We start from the raw sequence: 19,635 nt of genomic DNA, 5'->3' as shown, positions 1-19,635 counted from the left end.
TCAAGAGCGGCGCCCCAGGCGTCTGGATGAGCGGCGGCGCCGTGGCCATGGCGGTGATCATGACCGTTGGCCTGCTGGCGGTGATTGCCGTGCGCGGCCTGGGCCACTTCTGGCCGGCCGATCTTGTCCAGGCCACCTACAAGGTACCGGGCCAGGCTGACCACATCGTCATCGGCGAAGTGGTGCAAAAGGAAGAGGTACCCCGTGCCCGCCTGAAGGGGGCCGGCCTGCCGGTACCGGAGCAGGGCCCGGAGTTCATGACCCGCGAGCTGATCAAGGTGGGTAACCGCGACCTCAACGGCAGCGACTTCACCTGGGTGGTCGGCGAATGGCTGGTCGATGAACAGCGCCCGGCCGACCTGATCGCCCTGGAGCGCCGCGAGTGGGGCAACTTCTATGGCTACCTGGTCAGCGTCAAGGAAGAAGGCCGCGTGGTTGCCCAAGGCCCTGCTGCCTGGAACGAACTGCAGGCCCGCCTCAAGCGTGCCAGCCAGCTCAACGGTGAGCTGCAGCAGCTGGAGAAGAAGGACATCGGTGCCATCAACCATGGCCTTGAGCGCCTGCGTCTGCAGGCCCGCAAGCTGGAGCTGGACGGCAAGCTGGACGCCGCCGCCCAGGCCGACATGGACGCCGACCGCGCCGAGCTGAACAGCCGCTACAAGGCCATCGAAGACCGCTTGAGCGGCCTGCACCAGGCCTTCGCCCGCGACAGCCTGGTGGCCCGCGATGGCAACGGCCGTGAAGTGGAAATCAACCTCAGCAAGGTGGTGCACGCCATCCAGCCGAATGGCATGTCCGGCTTCACCAAGCTGGGTACCTACTTTGCCAAGGTGTGGGAGTTCCTCAGCGACGACCCGCGTGAGGCCAACACCGAAGGCGGTATCTTCCCGGCCATTTTCGGTACCGTGATGATGACCCTGATCATGGCCGTGATCGTCACCCCGTTCGGTGTGCTGGCTGCCGTCTACCTGCGCGAATACGCACGGCAAGGCCCGGTGACCCGCCTGATCCGCATTGCGGTGAACAACCTGGCTGGCGTGCCGGCGATCGTCTACGGCGTGTTCGGCCTGGGCTTCTTCGTCTACGTGCTGGGTGGTTCTATCGACCGCCTGTTCTTCCCCGAAGCACTGCCGGCGCCTACCCTGGGTACCCCGGGCCTGCTGTGGGCATCGCTGACCCTGGCCCTGCTGGCCGTACCGGTGGTGATCGTGGCCACCGAAGAAGGCCTGGCGCGTATTCCGCGTACCGTGCGCGAGGGCTCGTTGGCCCTGGGCGCGACCAAGGCCGAGACGCTGTGGAAGATTGTCTTGCCCATGGCCAGCCCGGCAATGATGACCGGCATGATCCTCGCCGTGGCCCGCGCCGCCGGTGAAGTGGCGCCGCTGATGCTGGTGGGTGTGGTGAAGCTGGCGCCTTCGCTGCCAGTGGACGGCAACTACCCGTACCTGCACCTGGACCAGAAGATCATGCACCTGGGCTTCCACATCTATGACGTCGGCTTCCAGAGCCCGAACGTCGAGGCCGCGCGGCCGCTGGTGTACGCCACGGCACTGCTGCTGGTGCTGGTGATCGCCTCCCTCAACCTCTCGGCCGTGTGGATCCGCAACCACCTGCGCGAGAAGTACAAGGCGCTGGACAGCTGATCAAAGCTTTAAGTCACAAGCGGCAAGCTCCAAGCAGATTGCCGCTTTGCCCTAACTTGCAGCTTGCAGCTTCAAGCTCGCAGCTACAAACGGAGTGAGACCATGCAGCAAGATTCTCATACCCACGGCATCGACATGTCTGCCCTGGGCCGCAACAAGCAGGGCCTGCAACTGGCCGAAGAAACCGTGGCCATCGAAGTGCCGGGCCTGAGCCTGTTCTATGGCGACAAGCAGGCGCTGTTCGACGTCAGCATGAACATTCCCAAGCAGCGGGTGACCGCCTTCATCGGCCCGTCCGGCTGCGGCAAGTCGACCCTGCTGCGCACCTTCAACCGCATGAACGACCTGGTTGACGGCTGCCGTGTGGAAGGCGCCATCAACCTCTACGGCAACAACATCTACCGCAAGGGCGAAGACGTGGCCGAGCTGCGCCGTCGTGTGGGCATGGTGTTCCAGAAGCCCAACCCGTTCCCCAAGACCATCTACGAGAACGTGGTCTACGGCCTGCGTATCCAGGGCATCAACAAGAAGCGTGTGCTGGACGAAGCCGTCGAGTGGGCGCTGAAAGGCGCGGCCCTGTGGGACGAGGTCAAGGACCGCCTGCACGAGTCGGCGCTGGGCCTGTCCGGCGGCCAGCAGCAACGCCTAGTCATCGCCCGCACCATTGCCGTGGAACCGGAAGTGCTGTTGCTCGACGAACCTTGCTCGGCACTGGACCCGATCTCGACTTTGAAGGTTGAAGAACTGATCTACGAATTGAAATCCAAGTACACCATCGTCATCGTGACCCACAACATGCAGCAGGCGGCCCGGGTTTCGGACTACACCGCGTTCATGTACATGGGCAAACTGGTCGAATTCGGGGACACCGATACCCTGTTCACCAACCCGGCGAAGAAACAGACCGAAGACTACATCACCGGTCGCTACGGCTAGCAGCCACGCGGCCCGCTCCCACAGGGAATGACACGAACTACATGAAGCTTGCAGCCTCTTCGCGGAGCGAACGATGATCAACAAAGAAAGCCTTACGCACCATATTTCCCAGCAGTTCAACGCCGAGCTCGAAGAAGTGCGCAGCCATCTGCTGGCCATGGGTGGCCTGGTGGAAAAACAAGTCAACGACGCCGTTACGGCGCTGATCGAGGCCGACTCGGGCCTGGCCCAGCAAGTGCGCGAAGTCGACGAGCAGATCAACCAGATGGAGCGCAACATCGACGAGGAATGCGTGCGTATCCTCGCCCGTCGCCAGCCGGCGGCGTCTGACCTGCGCCTGATCATCAGCATTTCAAAGTCGGTGATCGACCTTGAGCGCATCGGCGACGAGGCGACCAAGATCGCCCGCCGCGCCATCCAGCTGTGCGAAGAAGGCGAGTCGCCGCGCGGCTACGTCGAGGTGCGCCACATTGGCGACCAGGTGCGCAACATGGTTCGCGATGCGCTGGACGCCTTTGCCCGCTTCGATGCCGACCTGGCGTTGTCGGTGGCCCAGTACGACAAGACCATCGACCGCGAGTACAAGACCGCCCTGCGCGAGCTGGTGACCTACATGATGGAAGACCCGCGCTCCATCTCGCGGGTATTGAGCGTGATCTGGGCGCTGCGCTCGCTGGAGCGTATCGGTGACCACGCGCGCAACATCTCCGAGCTGGTGATTTACCTGGTGCGCGGCACCGACGTTCGCCACATGGGCCTCAAGCGCATGACGGCAGAAGTGCAGGGTACCGCTGTCGCCGATGGCGAAAAGGCTAATGTTCCGGGCGAATCTGACGATAAGTAAGGTTGCTCCCGAGCTTCGACGCCCGGCCTTGGCCGGGCGTTTTCGTTTGCGGTCGAGGAGCCGGCAGGCACCCGCGAACGATGTGAAGAAGTCCCGGCGTGACCAGGTTGTAGCAAATAGCCATTATTTGGCAGTAGGCTAGTCGGGATTCAGAAGGAGTGTTGATGAGTAAAGTGAATGTGCTGGTCGTGGATGACGCCCCGTTTATCCGTGACCTGGTCCGCAAGTGCCTGCGCAATGCCTTCCCGGGCATGGCCATCGACGACGCCGTCAATGGTCGCAAGGCCATGGCCATGCTCGGCAAGGAAGCCTTCGACCTGGTCCTGTGCGACTGGGAAATGCCGGAAATGTCCGGCCTGGAATTGCTCACCTGGTGCCGTCAGCAGCCTGCGCTGAAGAACCTGCAGTTCATCATGGTGACCAGCCGTGGCGACAAGGAAAACGTCATTCAGGCGATCCAGGCGGGCGTGTCCGACTTTGTCGGCAAGCCGTTTACCAACGAGCAACTGCTGACCAAGGTGAAAAAGGCGCTGACCAAGATCGGCAAGCTCGACAGCCTGATGGCCATCGGCCCGGCGCGTGCCAACTCTGCATTCGCCAACGATTCGCTGAGTGCCCTGACAGGTGGCAAGCCAGAGGCGGCCAAGGTGACGGCCCCCGCGCCAGCGCCGGGCGCTGCCAAGCCATTGGTCACTGCACCCACGCCGTCGGCCCCTGCTCCGACGGGGCGTGGCCAAGGCCAGTTGCGCCTGGCCAGCGGCATGCAACCGTGCGTGATCAAGGCGCTGAGCCTGAAAGAGGCGCTGCTGGTGGTACGCCGCAGCGAAGCGCTGCCGCAGGTGCTGGAGGGCGCCGTGCTGGACCTGGAGCAGGGCGAGAACGCTGAAGTTGCGCGTTTGAACGGCTACCTGCATGCCGTCGCAGCGTTGGAGCCCAAGCCCGACAGCGACTGGCTGCAGTTGACCTTCAAGTTTGTTGACCAGGACGCCCAGAAGCTCGATTACCTGTCGCGCCTGATCGCCCGCGGGACGGCGCAGAAGCACTTCACACCCGGCGCCTGACGCCTGAGCAGGGGCAGCACAGGGCTGCTCCTGCACCATCCGACCAACTGCAATACCTGTCACAAAACCCGCTGCTAGGCTTCGACAGATCATAACTGTCAAAAAGCCACTATCATGCCCGCCCGCCTGCTGCTGTTCTGTGCATTGCTCATGGCCTCGGCGTCGAGCCTGGGTGTGACGCTCTACAAGATCACCGACGACTTCGGTGTCATCTCATATTCCGACCGGCCAGGCCCGGGCGCCAAGCCCTTGGTGCTGCGCGAGCCCATGGTCGAAACCCTCGAAGGCCAAGTGCTGCTGAACGCGAAAACCTTCGACGGCGGCGTGAGCTTTTCCGCACGCAACGAGCTGCATGTGCCGGTAGAGGTCGAATTGCGCCTGGACAACCTGGTAAACGCGCAAGGCGGCGATGCCCCGCGTATCGTGCGCCGGCTGCTGCCGCCGCGCACCACGCAAATGCTCAGCGTGCTCAGGGGGCGGCCCGGGCTGTTGCTGAACTACCGTTCGACCCTGCTGCAGGCCATGGGTGACCCGGGCAAGCGGCCCCAGGGCTTCCGGTATGCGTTCCCCTGGGTCGGTGGGCCGTTCCGCGTCACCCAGGGCCCTAACGGCCGAGTCAGCCATTTTGGGCCCAAGGGGCGCTACGCCATGGATATCGCCATGCCCGAAGGCACTACCATCATCGCGGCGCGCGAGGGCGTGGTGGTGAAGACGGAAAACAGCCAGAGCGGGCGCGCGCCCAACCCCTCGGGTAACTTTGTCAGGATCCTGCACCCCGACGGCACCATGGGTGTGTACCTGCACCTGATGCGTGGTTCGGTGGTGGTGGCGGAGGGGCAACGGGTACGCCAGGGGCAGATGCTGGCCAAGTCGGGCAATACCGGCAACAGCACAGGCCCGCACCTGCATTTCGTGGTGCAGCGCAATGTGGGGTTGGCGCTGGAGTCGATACCTTACCGGTTCGACCGGCCGATCAGCGGGTTGCCCGACTTTACTGCGGGTAACCCTTGAGATTTTTGGGGCCGCTTTGCGGCCCTTTCGCGGCACAAGGCCGCTCCTACAGGATTACGCGAACCCCTGTAGGAGCGGCCTTGTGCCGCGATGGGCTGCGCAGCAGCCCCATACCCCTCAATCGAGCTTGAGCACCTTGGCCAGCACGATCTTGGGCCCTTTCATCTTCTTGATGATGATGCGCAGCCCTTCGACCTCCAGCACTTCCTCTTCTTCAGGCACGCGCTTGAGCGTCTCGTAGATCAGCCCCGCCAAGGTTTCCGCCTCGATGTGATCAAGGTCGATGCCCAGCAGGCGCTCCACCTTGAACAGCGGCGTATCACCCCGCACCAGCAGCTTGCCCGGCTGATAGGCGAGGATGCCGCGCTCGGTCTTGCGGTGCTCGTCCTGGATATCGCCCACCAGCACTTCCAGCACGTCTTCCATGGTCAGGTAGCCGATGACCTTGCCGTCGGCTTCCTCCACCAGCACGAAATGCGCGCCGCCCTTGCGGAACTGCTCCAGCAGTTGCGACAGCGGCATGTGCCGCGATACGCGCTCCAGCGGCCGGGCGAGGTCGTCCAGGTCGATGGTTTCGGGCAAGTGCTCCAGCTCGGCAAGCTCCAGCAGCAAGTCCTTGATGTGCAGCAGGCCGGTGAATTCTTCACGCTCGGCGTCGTACACCGGGTAGCGGCTGAATTTGTGGCGACGTATCAAAGCCAGGATCTGCTTCAGCGGCGCATGGGCATCGATGCTGACCATGTCTTCACGCGAGTTGGCCCAGTCGACCACTTCCAGCTCGCCCATTTCCACGGCCGAGGCGAGCACACGCATGCCTTGGTCGCTCGGGTCCTGGCCACGGCTGGAGTGCAGGATCAGCTTCAGCTCTTCACGGCTGTAGTGGTGTTCGTGGTGCGGGCCCGGTTCGCCCTGGCCGGCAATGCGCAGGATGGTGTTGGCGCTGGCATTGAGCAGGTAGATGGCCGGGTACATCGCCCAGTAGAACAGGTACAGCGGCACGGCCGTCCACAGCGACAGCAGCTCGGGCTTGCGGATGGCCCAGGACTTGGGCGCCAGCTCACCGACCACGATGTGCAGGTAGGAAATGACAAAGAACGCGACGAAGAACGAGACGCCTTTGATCAGTTCGGGCGAGTCCACCCCGAAGTACGCGAGCAGGGGCTCGAGCAAGTGGGCAAAGGCTGGCTCGCCGACCCAGCCCAGGCCCAGGGAGGCGAGGGTGATGCCCAGCTGGCACGCCGACAGGTAGGCGTCGAGCTGGTTGTGTACCTTGCGCAGGATATTGCCGCGCCAGCCATGTTGCTCAGCGATGGACTCCACGCGGGTGGCGCGCAGCTTGACCATGGCGAACTCGGCGGCAACGAAGAAGCCGTTGAGCAGCACCAGCAGCAAGGCAAAGATGATCATGCCGAAATCGGCGAATAACGAGGTGACGCTGATACCAGGGGAAGGGTCCATGATGGAGTTTTTACGGGGTCCGTCTTGAGATTGGGAGAAAAAAAGTGCCAGCTCTAGCTGGCACAGGGGATCCAATGTAGCGGCTGGGGCCGTAAAAGCAAAGGGTAGCGGGCTTATTGCGGTCCCTGTGGGCGCGGGCGTGCCCGCGAAGGGCTGCGCAGGGGCCCCGGTTTCAAGCCTTTTCGTTGACCAGTTGTGCTGGCGCAAAGTGACAGGTAAAGGTGCTGCCATGGCCCGGCACGCTGCTGATGTCCAGCTTGCCGCGGTGGCGCATCAGCACATGCTTGACGATCGCCAGCCCCAGCCCGGTGCCACCGGTATTCGACGCACGGCTGGAGTCCACCCGGTAAAAGCGTTCGGTCAGGCGCGGCAAGTGCTTGGCGTCGATGCCCACCCCCGAGTCTTGCACAGACAAGTGCGCACCCTGTGCATCGGCCCACCAGCGGATGCGGATGTTGCCCTCGTCCTGGGTGTACTTCACCGCGTTGAACACCAGGTTGGAAAAGGCGCTGCGCAGTTCCGACTCGCTGCCCTTCAGCTTGACGCCGGGCGCGGCTTCGAGGGTGATGCGCTGGTTGCGTGGCCCAGACAGGGCCTGGGCGTCGTTCTTGATCGCGGCGAGCAGGGCTTCGACCGCCACCGGCTGGTTGTCCGACGGGTAATCGGTGGCTTCCAGCTTGGCCAGCAGCAGCAGGTCGTTGAGCAGCGTCTGCATGCGCGAACCTTGCTGGCTCATCTGCTGCAGGGCGCGGGTCCAGCGCGGGTTCACATCCTCGACGTTGTCCAGCAGGGTTTCAAGGTAACCCGTGATCACCGTCAGTGGTGTGCGCAGTTCGTGGGACACGTTGGCGACGAAGTCCTTGCGCATCTGTTCCAGCTGGTGGATGCGGGTGACATCGCGCACCAGCATCAGGTGTTCGTTGTTGCCGTACCGGGTGATGTGCAACTGCACGCGCATGCGGTCGTTGATGGGCGAGGGGATTTCCAGCGGTTCGAGGTAGTTCTCCGCCTCGAAGTATTCCTTGAAGCGTGGGTGGCGCACCAGGTTGGTGACCTGCTGGCCACCGTCCTGTGGGGTCTTGAAGCCCAGCAGGGTTTCGGCGGCACGGTTCCACCATTCCAGGTTGCCGTCGCTGTCGAGCATGATCACCGCGTCGCGCAGCGCGGCGGTAGACTCCTGTACCCGGTCGATCACTGCCTGCAGGCGGCCACGTACGCGCTGGTCGCGGCGTTGCAGATGGTAAATGCTGTCGAACACCTCGCCCCACAGGCCGTAACCATCGGGCGGTGCTTCATCGGGCTGGTGGTTGCGCAGCCAGTCGTGCAGGCGCAGCAGTTGCTTGAGGGTCCAGCCCAGGTAGAGCGCCAGGCCAATGGCCAGGCTCCAGCCATAGTAGCCGCTGACCAGCCCGCCGATCAGGCAGACGGTAATCAGCAACAACAGATGGCGAATCAGGGTTGCGTGCCAGTTCTGGTTCAATTGACGGTCCTTGTACAACGACGTGCAGCTTGGCGCTCTGGAGCTCGATCAGCTCTTGGTCGAGAAGCGGTAGCCAGTGCCCCGGACGGTTTGTACCAGATTTTCGTAGGCTTCACCCAGCGCCTTGCGCAGACGACGGATGTGCACGTCGACCGTGCGTTCCTCGACATAGACGTTGCCGCCCCACACCTGGTCCAGCAACTGGCCACGGGTGTAGGCGCGCTCCTGGTGGGTCATGAAGAACTGCAACAGGCGGTATTCGGTGGGGCCCATCTCGGCGGGCTTGCCGTCGATGGTGACGCGGTGGCTGATCGGGTCGAGCAGCAGGCCGCCGACTTCGATCGGTGCTTCGCTGTCGCTCGGGCCGGTACGACGCAGCACGGCTTTCAGGCGCGCTACCAGCTCACGCGGCGAGAACGGCTTGGTGATGTAGTCGTCAGCGCCCACTTCCAGGCCCTGGATCTTGTTGTCCTCTTCACCCTTGGCGGTGAGCATGATGATCGGGATGTCGCCCGTCAGCTCATCACGCTTCAGGCGGCGGGCCAGTTCGATACCGGAGGTGCCGGGCAACATCCAGTCGAGCAGGATCAGGTCCGGTTTGCGGTCGACGATGATCGCGTGGGCCTGTTGGGAGTTTTCCGCTTCCAGGCAGTCATAGCCGGCCATTTCCAGGGCAACGGCGATCATCTCGCGAATGGGCGCTTCGTCGTCGACGATCAGAATGTTCCTGCCAACCATGCTCAAAACCTCTCCTGGATTCGGTGTCTTGGCCCGCATTAGATAACGGAATTATTGCAGCTGTGTGACAGGGTGTTGGCCGTTCTGGCGACATTGCGTGACTGAACTAGGCTTGAAAGAGCCGCAATTGTGGCACCTGAACCCAATTTCCCCCGAAACAATGGTGAATCCAATGACACGACAAACGCTGAGCTGGATGGCCCTTTTCACTGCGCTGGCGCTCCCGGGGGTGGCGTCGGCCCACCATGCCATGGAGAAGGACGGCATGTGGGTCGATCATGCCGGCATGACCCTGTACACCTTTGACAAGGACGCGGGCGGCAAGTCGATGTGCAATGGCGATTGCGCCACCAACTGGCCGCCATTGAAGGTAATGGATGGCGAAAAGGCCGATGGCAAGTGGACGCAGATCAAGCGTGACGACGGCTCGATGCAGTGGGCCTACGACGGCAAGCCGCTGTATACCTTCATCAAGGACAAGAAGGCCGGGGACAAGACCGGTGACGGCGTGAAAGACGTCTGGCATATCGCCAAGCCTTGAGATTGCCGTGGCCGCTGTGCGGCCCATCGCCGGCAAGCCAGCTCCCACAATTGTGCAGGCCTCGCAGGCAGCGCTGTACCTGTGGGAGCTGGCTTGCCGGCGACAGGGCCATCAGCCTTGACGCAGTGTGTAGTCCAGCACTACCCCGATGAACACCAGCAACCCCGCCCAGTGGTTGTGCAAAAACGCCTTGAAGCACGACTCGCGGTCCAGCTTGCGCGTCGACCAGTACTCCCAGGCAAAGCACGCCGCAGCGCCCAGCAACCCCAGGTGGAACCAGCCCCCCAGCTCGAAGCGGCTACCCGCCAGCAACAGGCAGCCCAGCGACAGCAGCTGCAAGGTGAGGATGATGGAGCGGTCGGCCTCGCCGAACAGAATGGCGGTCGACTTCACGCCGATCTTCAGGTCGTCATCGCGGTCGACCATGGCGTAATAGGTGTCGTAACCCACCGTCCACAGCAGGTTAGCGATGTACAGCAGCCAGGCGCTGGCCGGCAGCTCGCCGCCCGCGGCAGTGAAGGCCATGGGGATGCCCCAGGAATACGCCGCCCCCAGCACCACCTGTGGGTAATAGGTGTAGCGCTTCATGAACGGGTAGCAGGACGCCAGCGCCACTGCGCCGAACGACAGCCACACCGTGCGGCTGTTGGTGCACAGCACCAGCAGGAAGCTTACCGCGACCAGAATCGCAAACAGTGCCAGCGCCTCGCGCGGCTTGACCCTGCCGCTGGCCAACGGCCGGTCGGCGGTGCGTTTGACGTGGCCGTCCACCTTGCGGTCGGCAAAGTCGTTGATGCAGCAGCCCGCGGCCCGCATCAGCACCACGCCAAGGCCGAAGATCAGCACGTTGGCCACGGTGGGAGAACCGTTGCCGGCAATCCACACCGCCGACAGGGTTGGCCACAGCAGCAGATAGATACCGATCGGGCGGTCCATGCGGCTGAGCTGGACGAAGTCCCAGGCCCGCGGGTGCAGGCGGTTCAGCGACTTGAGCAGTTGCAGGTACATCAGCGGTTTTCCTCCCTGGCCGCTTGCCACAATGCCGGCAGAAACACTTCTGCCACCAGCAGCTCCAGGCCGCCTCGTTCAAAGCGCGAGCGACGGCCCCACAGGGCTGCATGGGCTGCGTCGGGCGGTAGCCAGGCCTGTGGATAACTGCACACTTCGATCGGGTGGCGGATGAACGCCTGGTCGCAGAACAGCAACTCGCCCAGCGAGCGGCTGCCGAGGGTTTCCAGGTCCAGTCCGCCGCGCTCCAGGGCGCTGCGGCTGGCCACACTGCGGGCGAACACCCAAGGCTGGCCATGGCCGCGCAGGTACACCTCGCGCACCCAGCCTTCGCTGCCGGCAGCAATGCCCAACGCCTGGCATTCATCCTCGCGCAGCGCTTGCCAGCCCTCGAACAGCGGGGTAACAGAGAAGTGATCAGAAGACAGGCGGGTCAGGCGGCGGGTCAGCGAGCCTTCGTCGAACAGCCAGTCAAGGGTAGGCTGGTCGAAGTCGGTCGCCAGCTGTGAATACGGCAGCCACGCGACAGCGGCTGCTTGCGGGGATTCGTACGACACGTCGGTCTGCTTGTTACAACCAATGAGGCGGCGAGCTTAGCATGATTGCCCCGACTGCTTGCATAATGCCTGAAGCAGGGCGAAGACCCGCCAGATAAAGCCCCCAGCCTGAACCGAGGAAAAAGACCTGATGAAAAAGTGGCAATGTATTGTCTGTGGCCTGATCTACGACGAAGCCGAAGGCTGGCCCGACGACGGCATCGCCCCCGGCACCCGTTGGGAAGATGTGCCTGAAGACTGGCTGTGCCCCGACTGTGGTGTCGGCAAAAGCGACTTTGAAATGATCTCCATCGGCTAATCGAGGAAAGCACGACATGACGTCCCCTGTGGTAATCATCGGTACCGGCCTGGCGGGCTACAACCTGGCCCGTGAATTTCGCAAGCTCGATGCGCAGACGCCGCTGCTGCTGATCACCGCCGACGATGGTCGCTCCTACTCCAAGCCCATGCTCTCCATGGGCTTTGCCAAGCAGAAGGACGCCGACGGCCTGTGCATGGCCGAGCCGGGCGTCATGGCCGAGCAACTGAACGCCGAGATCCGCACCCATACCCGCATCAGCGGCATCGACCCTGGCCACAAGCGCCTGTGGATCGGCGAAGAGGCCGTGGAGTACCGCGACCTGGTGCTGGCCTGGGGGGCGCAGACCGTGCAGGTGCCGATCGAAGGCGATGGCAGCCATCTGGTGTTCCCGATCAACGACCTGGAAGATTACGCACGCTTCCGTGCCGCCGCCGTAGGCAAACAACGTGTGCTGATCCTCGGTGCCGGCCTGATCGGCTGCGAATTCGCCAACGACATGAGCCTGGGTGGCTTCCAGGTCGACGTGGTGGCGCCGTGCGAACAGATCATGCCGACCCTGCTGCACCCGGCCGCTGCGGCAGCGGTGCAGGGCGGGCTGGAGGGCCTGGGTGTGCGCTTTCATCTGGGGCCGGTGCTGACCCGCCTGCAGCAGGTGGCCCAGGGTCTGGAGGCGCACCTGTCGGATGGCAGTGTGATCGCCTGCGACCTGGTGGTTTCGGCCATCGGCCTGCGCCCACGTATCGACCTGGCTGCCGCAGCCGGCTTGCAGACCAATCGTGGCGTCAGCGTAGACCGCGAACTGCGTACCTCTCACGCCAACATCTTCGCCCTCGGCGACTGTGCCGAGGTCGATGGCATCAACCTGCTCTACGTGATGCCGCTGATGAGCTGTGCCCGGGCGCTGGCGCAAACCCTGGCCGGCAAACCGACCGCGGTTGCCTACGGGCCGATGCCGATCACCGTGAAAACCCCGGCCTGCCCGCTGGTGGTGTCGCCGCCGCCCCTGGCCCACGAGGGCACTTGGCAAGTGGAGGGGCAGGGCAGTGACCTCAAGGTGCTCTGCCACGCCGCTGACGGCGCATTGCTGGGCTATGCCCTGACCGGGGCTGCCGTGATGGAGAAGCTGGCACTGAATCGCCAGTTACCGCCGGTAATGGCGTAAATAGAGGGCGTTCTGTCGGATTTATCCTGTTGTTGCCTGCACAATGGCCGGCCTGATACTGGCGCGGCCCCTGAGCACGTGCCATTCTCACTTCCGTCTGCCGCAGATTAGAGCCTGCGGTGCCTTGAGCGCTGCTCCCAAAGGCAGCACGGCATAACAACAAGAATTCCGTCAAAGAGGCTTCACTATGCGCAAACCAGAACTCGCCGCCGTCATCGCCGATAAGGCTGATCTGACCAAGGAAAAGGCCAATCAGGTGTTGAACGCGATTCTCGACAGCATTACCGGTGCCCTGGACAAGGACACGGTGACCCTGGTCGGTTTCGGCACCTTCGAAAAACGTCATCGCGGCGCGCGTACCGGCAAAAACCCGCAAACGGGTGAGCCGGTAAAGATCAAAGCCAGCAATACCGTGGCCTTCAAGCCAGGCAAGAACCTCAAGGACAGCGTCAATCCACCGGCCCCGCCAGCCAAGGCCGCCAAGAAAAAGTAAGCTTCTGCTGACGATTCGTTGATCCCGAACGGGCGCCTTCATGGCGCCCGTTGTGCTTTACACGCGGTAACTGCTGCGAACTTGCATAAAAAGGTCGTTAAGAGGATAAACTGCGAAACTTAGTCACTTTTCAATCGAGGCGTGTCGATGAAGTTCCGCTTTCTTCTCTGGGCCATGGGGCTTTTGATGGCCAGGGCCAGCCGTAACAACCCGGCATTCCAGCAGCAGCTCAAGGGCAAGGACCTGGTGTTCCAGATGCAGACCCTGGACGGCAAGGTTGCCCGGCACTTCGTCGTCAACAACGAGCGCATCAGCAGCAAGGGCGGCGCACATCCGCAGCCGGCCTTCGCCATCGCCTTCAAGGACGCTGCCTACGGCTACGCCACGATGCAGGCGGGCAACAAGCAGTTGGCGTTCATGCAGGGGATTCAGGACAAGAACATCCAGATCAAGGGCAACCCGGCGCTTGTGATGTGGTTCCAGGGGCTGATGAAGTACCTGAAACCGAAGAAGAAAGGCTGAAATTGCCGCGGCTGCTGCGCAGTCCATTCGCCGGCAAGCCAGCTCCCACAGGTACCGCACAGGGTTTGAGACCAATGCGGTCGATGTGGAAGCTGGCTTGCCGGCGATTGGGCGGCAAAGCGGCCCCTCGCGATATCAGTGCGGTGCTTGAAACTGCGAAGCCAGCTCGCGCAGCAGGTTCTCGGCTTCGAGCACCTTGTTTACCACATCCTCGGCCTTTTCCCTGGTAATCCCAAGGCGCTCCAACAGCTCGTCAGGAATCTCTTCCTGCGGCCCGGAGCCAATCCCCCGCGAGCGCAACAGGCGGGTGGCCAGGCACACCAGGTTGGGGAACGCCGAGAACTCGCCGTCGTAGGCCGGGTCGTGCTGGAAGCGCAGCGCGGTCGACAGCTCTTCGGGCATGTCCCACAGCTTCATAAGCCAGGCACCGATCTGTTCGCGGTTGATGCCCAGCAGGTGCTGTTCCACATAGGTGTGGTTCAGGTGCGGGTTGACCTCCAGGTGGCGGCAAATCAGCGAGAAGTGTGGCGGGAACACGTGCGCCAGCAGCAGGTAGCCGAAGTTGTGCAGCAGCCCGGCCAGGTAGGTCAGACCGGCTTCGGGGCGTTCTGCCCGAGGCATGGCGCGGGTCAGGCCTTCGATGATCGCGGCAGTGTAGATCGACTGCTGCCAGTAGGGTGTGGCCTGCTGCGGCTGGTCTTTCGGCAGGCTCAAGGTCTTGCCCAGCGCCAGGCCCAGGGCCAGGTTGATCACCAGGTCGAAGCCCAGCACGCGCACGATGGCGTCTTCTACCGAGCGGATCTTGCCCGGCGAAGCGTAGTAGGGCGACGCGGCCCAGCTCACCACCTGTGCCGCCAGCGCCGGGTCGGTTTCGACCACGCCGGTGATGTCATCGATGCTCGCGTTGGGGTCTACCCGCAGCTTGATGATCTTCTGCGCGGTATCGGCCAGTGGCGGGATCTCGATGGTTTCTTCCAGGCGCTTCTGGATGCGCCGGGCGGTGAAGGCCTGAACGGCATCGGTGATTTCCTGGGTGTCGTCATGGGGGCGGTCGAGGTTGGGGCTGATGGCCTCGATCTCCTGGCCGAAGCTGCTTTCGCTGGCCTTGGCCAGCATGCGCTTGAAGTGGGCGCGCTCGATCTCCAGCAGCAGCCCGCTTTCGCCAGACTGGATGTACACGGTCTCGGCGCTGAGCAGGCTCTTTTCGTACTGGCACGGTGAGCTGGTCAGGGCGGGAATGCCGGGCAGGGCCTTGAGATGGTGTTTGTCGAGCATTTGCTTGAGGCGTGGTACCGACACTGCGGTCAGCTTGCGCCCGGTCAGCTCGGCCAGGCGGCTGAGGTCCAGCAGTTGGCTCTGCGGGAACAGCACCATGAGGGCGCCGACCTCGTCGTCGAGAAGCACCGCCTGTACCCGCGAAGCCGCAGGCAGCTGCGGGTGTTCGACGACCTCGCGGTAGACCACGCCGAGCTTGTCGAGCAGCAGCTTGATGACAGAGGGGGCGTGTGGGGTTGCGGTGTCCAGGGCAACTTCAGTCATGGTCCGTATCCACTGATTCTTTTAAACGCGAAGTATAACCAGCCTGCGAGCAAATCTGGATCCATTCTGGGACTAGCGTCACACTTGGCCATATTGCTGGCCATGGCGCAGCCAGCGGTCGAGCAGCGGGCTGACATGGTCCGGCCAGCGGGCCACCAGGGCCTGGGCGGCATCGCGCACAGCCGGTAACAGGTCGGCATCGCGCATCAGGTCGGCGACTTTGAATTGCAGCAGGCCGGTCTGGCGTGTCCCCAGCATTTCGCCTGGGCCGCGTAGTTCGAGGTCTTTCTCGGCAATGATGAAGCCGTCGTTGGTCTCGCGCATGATCCCTAAGCGTTCGCGGCCGATCTGCGACAGCGGCGGGTGGTACAACAGCACGCAATGGCTGACGGCACTGCCCCGGCCAACGCGGCCGCGCAGCTGGTGCAACTGGGCCAGGCCCAGGCGTTCGGGGTTTTCGATGATCATCAGGCTGGCGTTGGGTACGTCCACGCCTACTTCGATGACGGTGGTCGCGACCAGCAGCTGCAATTCACCTGCCTTGAACTGCGCCATGATTTCGGCTTTTTCAGCCGGCTTCATACGGCCGTGGATCAGGCCCACACGCAGTTCGCCCAAGGCGCTGCCGAGTTCTTCATACGTGCTTTCGGCGGCCTGGCAGGTCAGCTCTTCGGATTCTTCGATCAGGGTGCACACCCAGTAGGCCTGGCGCCCCTCGGCGCAGGCTGCGCGAACCCTTTCGACCACCTCGAAGCGTCGGCTGTCGGCTACCAGCACGGTGTTTACCGGGGTGCGCCCAGGCGGCAACTCGTCGAGCACCGAGGTGTCCAGGTCGGCGTAAGCACTCATGGCCAGGGTGCGCGGAATAGGCGTGGCGGTCATGATCAGCTGGTGCGGGCACAACTGGCCGGCTACGCCTTTCTTGCGCAGGGCCAGACGTTGCTGCACGCCAAAACGGTGCTGTTCGTCAATGATCGCCAGGGCCAGGTGCTTGAATTTCACTTCTTCCTGGAACAGCGCGTGGGTGCCGACCACCATCGGCGCACCGTTGGCAATCTGCTCCAGGGCGCTGGCCCGGGCCTTGCCCTTGAGCTTGCCGGCCAGCCAGGCCACTTCAATGCCCAGCGGCTCGAGCCAGCGCTTGAAGGTGATGAAGTGCTGTTCGGCGAGGATCTCGGTGGGCGCCATCAGCGCCACCTGATAGCCGGCTTCCAGCCCTTGCAGCGCTGCCAGGGCGGCGACCACGGTCTTGCCGGCACCGACATCGCCCTGCACCAGGCGCATCATCGGCTCGTGCTGGCTGAGGTCGTAGGCAATTTCGTTGGCCACCCGCTGCTGTGCGCCGGTCGGCTGAAAGCCCAGGTTGGCCAGGTACTGCGCCTGCAGCCGCGTGGCCTTGGGCAGCACCGGCGCCCGCAGGCTGCGCAGGCTCTCGCGCAGGCGTTGCTGCGACAGCTGGTGGGTCAGCAGTTCTTCGAAGGCCAGGCGGTGCTGGGCCCAGTGCTGGCCTTCGGCAAGTTCGTCGAGGTCGGCGTCGGCTGGCGGGTTGTGCAGGTAACGGATGGCATCGTCCAGCGGCGCCAATTGGTAGTCCCGGGCCAGCTCGTCAGGCAGCCAGTCGGGCAGGCTGCGCGGGCCAAGCAGGCCCAGGCTCTGCTGGCACAACAGGCGCAGGCGTTGCTGGGTGAGGCCTTCGGTGGACGGGTAGATCGGCGTCAGGGTCTGTTCGACCGGTGGCGGCGGCTCGTCGCCGTTCAGCGCGCGGTACTCCGGGTGGTAGATTTCCAGGCCCGAGGCGCCGGGGCGGGCTTCGCCGTAGCAGCGCAGGTGGGTGCCACGTTTCAGGCCTTCCTTCTGCGCGTTGCTGAAGTGGTAGAAGCGCAAGGTCAGCACGCCGCTGCCGTCGCCCAGGCGTACCACCAGGCTGCGGCGCTTGCCCATGGTCACGTCGGTACCACTGACCACACCTTCGATAACCGCATCCTGGCCGGGGCGCAGTTGGCCGATCGGCACCACGCGGGTGCGGTCCTGGTAGCGCATGGGCAGGTGGAACAGCACATCCTGCAGGTTCTCCAGGCCAACCTTGGCGAGTTTTTCCGCCATGGCCTCGCCAACACCCTTGAGTACCGTGACCGGGACCTTCGACAGCTCACTCATGACTCAGGCCGGTTGTTCCGCAGGGGCTTTGGCGACCGAGCACAGGCGGATCGAGTCGGCGAGGATCTCGATGGCCTTCGGCCGCGGGAAGCTGGCGCGCCAGGCGATGGCCACGGTACGGAACGGTGCCGGTGCAGTCAGTGGGCGCACTTCGATGATGCCAGGGGCGTAATGATGGCTGTGCACCGCCGACAGCGGCAGGATCGACACGCCAAGGCCCGAGGCCACCATGTGGCGAATGGTTTCCAGCGAGCTGGATTCGACCGTGGTGTGCCTGGCACCTTCGCCGCCCTTGTTCAGGGTCGGGCAGGCTTCCAGTACCTGGTCGCGGAAACAGTGGCCCTCACCGAGCAGCAACAGGCTCTTGTCGTTGAGCATGGCGGTGTCGATGGTCTTTTTTGCCGTCCATGGGTGGTCGGCGGGCATCAGGGCGCAGAACGGCTCATCGTACAGCGGCAGGGTCAGCACATCGGCTTCGTTGAACGGCAGGGCGATGATTACTGCATCCAGCTCGCCGTTACGCAGCTTTTCACGTAGCACGTGGGTGAAGTTTTCTTCGATGTACAGCGGCATCTGCGGCGCTACGCGGTGCAGTTGCGGGATCAGGTGCGGGAACAGGTAGGGGCCGACGGTGTAGATGGCACCGACCTTGAGCGGGGCGGTCAGCTGGTTCTTGCCAGCCTGGGCCAGTTCGCGAATGCCTTGGGCCTGCTCCAGTACCTTCTGCGCCTGGGCGACGATGCTTTCGCCGACCGGGGTCAGGCGTACCGCGCTTTTGCTGCGCTCGAAGATCAGAACGCCAAGCTCGTCCTCGAGCTTCTTCACACCGACCGACAGGGTCGGCTGGCTCACGTGGCAGCGTTCGGCGGCATGGCCGAAGTGCTGTTCCTGGGCGAGTGTGACGATGTAGCGTAATTCGGTGAGAGTCATAACGTGCGTCCATGAAGTTGCGGGCCCAGCATAGCGGCTGCAATCGATAGACGCACGTTATCAGAGTTGCCGATTTGTGACAGAAGCAAAAGTCTTAGCGGCGGTCCAGCGAGTAGACGAACGGTGCCACGACTTCGATCGTGCCATTGTTCAGCAACTCGGGTGGCGGCTTGGGTACCGTGCCGGCCCGACGGATCATTTCCAGGGTCGCCCGGTCCAGTGCAGCACTGCCCGAACCACCAGCCATGGAGTACGACACCACCTTGCCTTCGGCATCGACCACGAAGCGCAGGCGGTTGATGCCTTGCAGGCCGCGACGGCGCGCGTCTTCCGGGTAACGCTTGTACTTCGCCAGGTGGCGCAGCAGGTCGCTCTGCCAGGTTGGCAGGGCGTTGCTGTTGGACGCAATGCTCGGCGCCGGTGCCGCGGACTTCTGCGGTGGCGTGTTGCTTGGCGGTGCGTCTACCGTTTGCTCGGTGGGTGGCGCTTCCTTCGGCGGCTCAGGCTTTTTCTCGGGCTTCGGCGGCTGGGGCTTGGCCTTCGGCTTGGGCGGCTTGGGGATGGCGATCTTGGGCTTGGGGGCTTCGGCCAGCTTGGGCAGTGGCGGTTCTTCGACCGGTGCCGGTGGCTGTGGCGCCGCTTTCGGTGGCGGTGGTGGCGCTGGCTCCGGTAACGGTGCCAGCTCGACCATCATCGCTGCCGGGGGCAGTTCGATGGCCTGGGGCACCGACCAGTTGAGCGTCAGCAGCACGGCGACCACGTGCACGCCCAGCACGATCGCCAGGCTGCCACCGTAGCGCGCCATGTTTGAGCGCGTTTTCGTCATTTCTTGGCTGCCGTCTCTAGACCTACCAGACCGACCTTGAGGTAGCCGGCCGCGCGCATGTTGTTCATCACTTCCATCAGGTCGCCGTAATCCACGCCTTTGTCAGCCTGGAAGAAGATGGTGGTTTCCTTGTCACCCTTGGTCTTGGCGTCGAGCATCGGGCCAAGCTGGTCGGGCGCAGCAACCTGATCGTCGCCGACGTACAGTTTCTGGTCGGCCTTGACGCTGACGAACACCGGTTTCTCGGGCCTCGGCGCCGGTTTGGCGGTTGAAGCGGGCAGGTCGACCTTGATGTCGACCGTGGCCAAGGGGGCCGCGACCATGAAGATGATCAGCAGCACCAACATCACGTCGATGAACGGCGTAACGTTGATTTCGTGGTTTTCGGCGAGGTCGTCGCCACCTTCGTTGAGATGCAGGCCCATGGC

Annotated in this window: 20 protein-coding genes; 10 read left to right on the top strand and 10 right to left on the bottom strand. The window is 63.4% G+C overall.

The features are described from left to right. Window positions 1-26: 26 nt before the first annotated feature. The 5 genes from pstA (at window position 27) to ACN6NG_RS29355 (ending at window position 5,495) form a co-directional block, all read left to right on the top strand. A complete protein-coding gene (gene pstA / locus ACN6NG_RS29375; RefSeq protein ID WP_192902504.1) occupies window positions 27-1,643 on the top strand; it encodes a phosphate ABC transporter permease PstA in 1,617 nt (538 codons plus the stop codon). Window positions 1,644-1,745: 102 nt separating this feature from the next. Continuing rightward, window positions 1,746-2,579, top strand: a complete 834-nt coding sequence (gene pstB / locus ACN6NG_RS29370; RefSeq protein ID WP_016502253.1) for a phosphate ABC transporter ATP-binding protein PstB — start codon at window positions 1,746-1,748, stop codon at window positions 2,577-2,579. A 73-nt stretch (window positions 2,580-2,652) separates the two neighbouring features. Beyond that, window positions 2,653-3,423, top strand: coding sequence for a phosphate signaling complex protein PhoU (gene phoU, locus ACN6NG_RS29365; RefSeq protein ID WP_016489846.1), 771 nt, complete (start codon window positions 2,653-2,655; stop codon window positions 3,421-3,423). 164 nt (window positions 3,424-3,587) lie between these two features. Continuing rightward, entirely contained in the window at window positions 3,588-4,484 is an 897-nt protein-coding gene (locus ACN6NG_RS29360; protein WP_063422533.1) for a response regulator, read from the top strand. Between the two features lie 114 nt (window positions 4,485-4,598). Further along, window positions 4,599-5,495: a peptidoglycan DD-metalloendopeptidase family protein gene (locus ACN6NG_RS29355; protein ID WP_016502250.1), complete on the top strand. Its 897-nt coding sequence runs from the start codon at window positions 4,599-4,601 to the stop codon at window positions 5,493-5,495. A 117-nt stretch (window positions 5,496-5,612) separates the two neighbouring features. Here ACN6NG_RS29355 and ACN6NG_RS29350 read toward each other — a convergent pair whose 3' ends face one another. The 3 genes from ACN6NG_RS29350 to phoB all read right to left on the bottom strand — a co-directional run bounded on the left by ACN6NG_RS29350 (window position 5,613) and on the right by phoB (window position 9,171). Beyond that, entirely contained in the window at window positions 5,613-6,953 is a 1,341-nt protein-coding gene (locus ACN6NG_RS29350; protein ID WP_059394542.1) for a hemolysin family protein, read from the bottom strand. A gap of 172 nt (window positions 6,954-7,125) precedes the next feature. Next, window positions 7,126-8,433 carry a phosphate regulon sensor histidine kinase PhoR gene (gene phoR, locus ACN6NG_RS29345; protein ID WP_063422528.1) on the bottom strand — a complete coding sequence of 436 codons (1,308 nt, stop codon included), beginning with the start codon at window positions 8,431-8,433 and terminating at the stop codon, window positions 7,126-7,128. A 48-nt stretch (window positions 8,434-8,481) separates the two neighbouring features. Then, window positions 8,482-9,171, bottom strand: a complete 690-nt coding sequence (gene phoB, locus ACN6NG_RS29340) for a phosphate regulon transcriptional regulator PhoB (protein ID WP_003253341.1) — start codon at window positions 9,169-9,171, stop codon at window positions 8,482-8,484. A gap of 172 nt (window positions 9,172-9,343) precedes the next feature. Here phoB and ACN6NG_RS29335 point away from each other — a divergent pair, with 172 nt between their 5' ends. Further along, window positions 9,344-9,712, top strand: coding sequence for a COG4315 family predicted lipoprotein (locus ACN6NG_RS29335; protein ID WP_016502247.1), 369 nt, complete (start codon window positions 9,344-9,346; stop codon window positions 9,710-9,712). Between the two features lie 111 nt (window positions 9,713-9,823). Here ACN6NG_RS29335 and ubiA read toward each other — a convergent pair whose 3' ends face one another. Further along, the gene (gene ubiA / locus ACN6NG_RS29330; RefSeq protein WP_241800180.1) at window positions 9,824-10,720 is read right to left on the bottom strand and encodes a 4-hydroxybenzoate octaprenyltransferase; all 897 of its coding nucleotides are present in this window, start codon (window positions 10,718-10,720) and stop codon (window positions 9,824-9,826) included. Then, entirely contained in the window at window positions 10,720-11,277 is a 558-nt protein-coding gene (locus tag ACN6NG_RS29325; RefSeq protein WP_084967337.1) for a chorismate--pyruvate lyase family protein, read from the bottom strand. The genes ubiA and ACN6NG_RS29325 overlap by 1 nt, the downstream gene beginning before the upstream one ends. Window positions 11,278-11,407: 130 nt before the next feature. Between ACN6NG_RS29325 and ACN6NG_RS29320 the strand changes: the two genes are divergently transcribed. The 4 genes from ACN6NG_RS29320 (at window position 11,408) to ACN6NG_RS29305 (ending at window position 13,755) form a co-directional block, all read left to right on the top strand. Further along, window positions 11,408-11,575 (top strand): rubredoxin, encoded by a 168-nt coding sequence (locus ACN6NG_RS29320; RefSeq protein WP_003253349.1) that lies wholly within the window; start codon window positions 11,408-11,410, stop codon window positions 11,573-11,575. Window positions 11,576-11,591: 16 nt separating this feature from the next. After that, entirely contained in the window at window positions 11,592-12,740 is a 1,149-nt protein-coding gene (locus tag ACN6NG_RS29315) for an NAD(P)/FAD-dependent oxidoreductase (protein WP_063422525.1), read from the top strand. A gap of 187 nt (window positions 12,741-12,927) precedes the next feature. Continuing rightward, window positions 12,928-13,233, top strand: a complete 306-nt coding sequence (locus ACN6NG_RS29310) for an HU family DNA-binding protein (protein WP_063422523.1) — start codon at window positions 12,928-12,930, stop codon at window positions 13,231-13,233. A gap of 147 nt (window positions 13,234-13,380) precedes the next feature. Further along, window positions 13,381-13,755: an SCP2 sterol-binding domain-containing protein gene (locus tag ACN6NG_RS29305; RefSeq protein WP_016502241.1), complete on the top strand. Its 375-nt coding sequence runs from the start codon at window positions 13,381-13,383 to the stop codon at window positions 13,753-13,755. A gap of 135 nt (window positions 13,756-13,890) precedes the next feature. Here the strand turns inward: ACN6NG_RS29305 and ACN6NG_RS29300 are convergent, their stop codons facing one another. The 5 genes from ACN6NG_RS29300 to exbD all read right to left on the bottom strand — a co-directional run bounded on the left by ACN6NG_RS29300 (window position 13,891) and on the right by exbD (window position 19,632). Further along, window positions 13,891-15,294, bottom strand: coding sequence for an aminoacyl-tRNA deacylase and HDOD domain-containing protein (locus ACN6NG_RS29300; protein WP_059394540.1), 1,404 nt, complete (start codon window positions 15,292-15,294; stop codon window positions 13,891-13,893). Window positions 15,295-15,372: 78 nt separating this feature from the next. Then, window positions 15,373-17,451: an ATP-dependent DNA helicase RecG gene (gene recG, locus ACN6NG_RS29295; RefSeq protein WP_474317451.1), complete on the bottom strand. Its 2,079-nt coding sequence runs from the start codon at window positions 17,449-17,451 to the stop codon at window positions 15,373-15,375. Between the two features lie 3 nt (window positions 17,452-17,454). After that, the gene (locus ACN6NG_RS29290) at window positions 17,455-18,381 is read right to left on the bottom strand and encodes a hydrogen peroxide-inducible genes activator (RefSeq protein ID WP_016502238.1); all 927 of its coding nucleotides are present in this window, start codon (window positions 18,379-18,381) and stop codon (window positions 17,455-17,457) included. 94 nt (window positions 18,382-18,475) lie between these two features. Next, window positions 18,476-19,207, bottom strand: a complete 732-nt coding sequence (locus ACN6NG_RS29285; RefSeq protein ID WP_016489831.1) for an energy transducer TonB — start codon at window positions 19,205-19,207, stop codon at window positions 18,476-18,478. Then, window positions 19,204-19,632, bottom strand: a complete 429-nt coding sequence (exbD, locus tag ACN6NG_RS29280; RefSeq protein ID WP_003253367.1) for a TonB system transport protein ExbD — start codon at window positions 19,630-19,632, stop codon at window positions 19,204-19,206. Before exbD ends, ACN6NG_RS29285 begins: the two co-directional genes overlap by 4 nt. Window positions 19,633-19,635: the final 3 nt, after the last annotated feature.

It is taken from the genome of Pseudomonas sp. TSO6 (assembly GCF_056098905.1).
The sequence above is the reverse complement of the archived record's forward strand: the minus strand, read 5'-3'. Positions and strand labels throughout refer to the sequence as shown.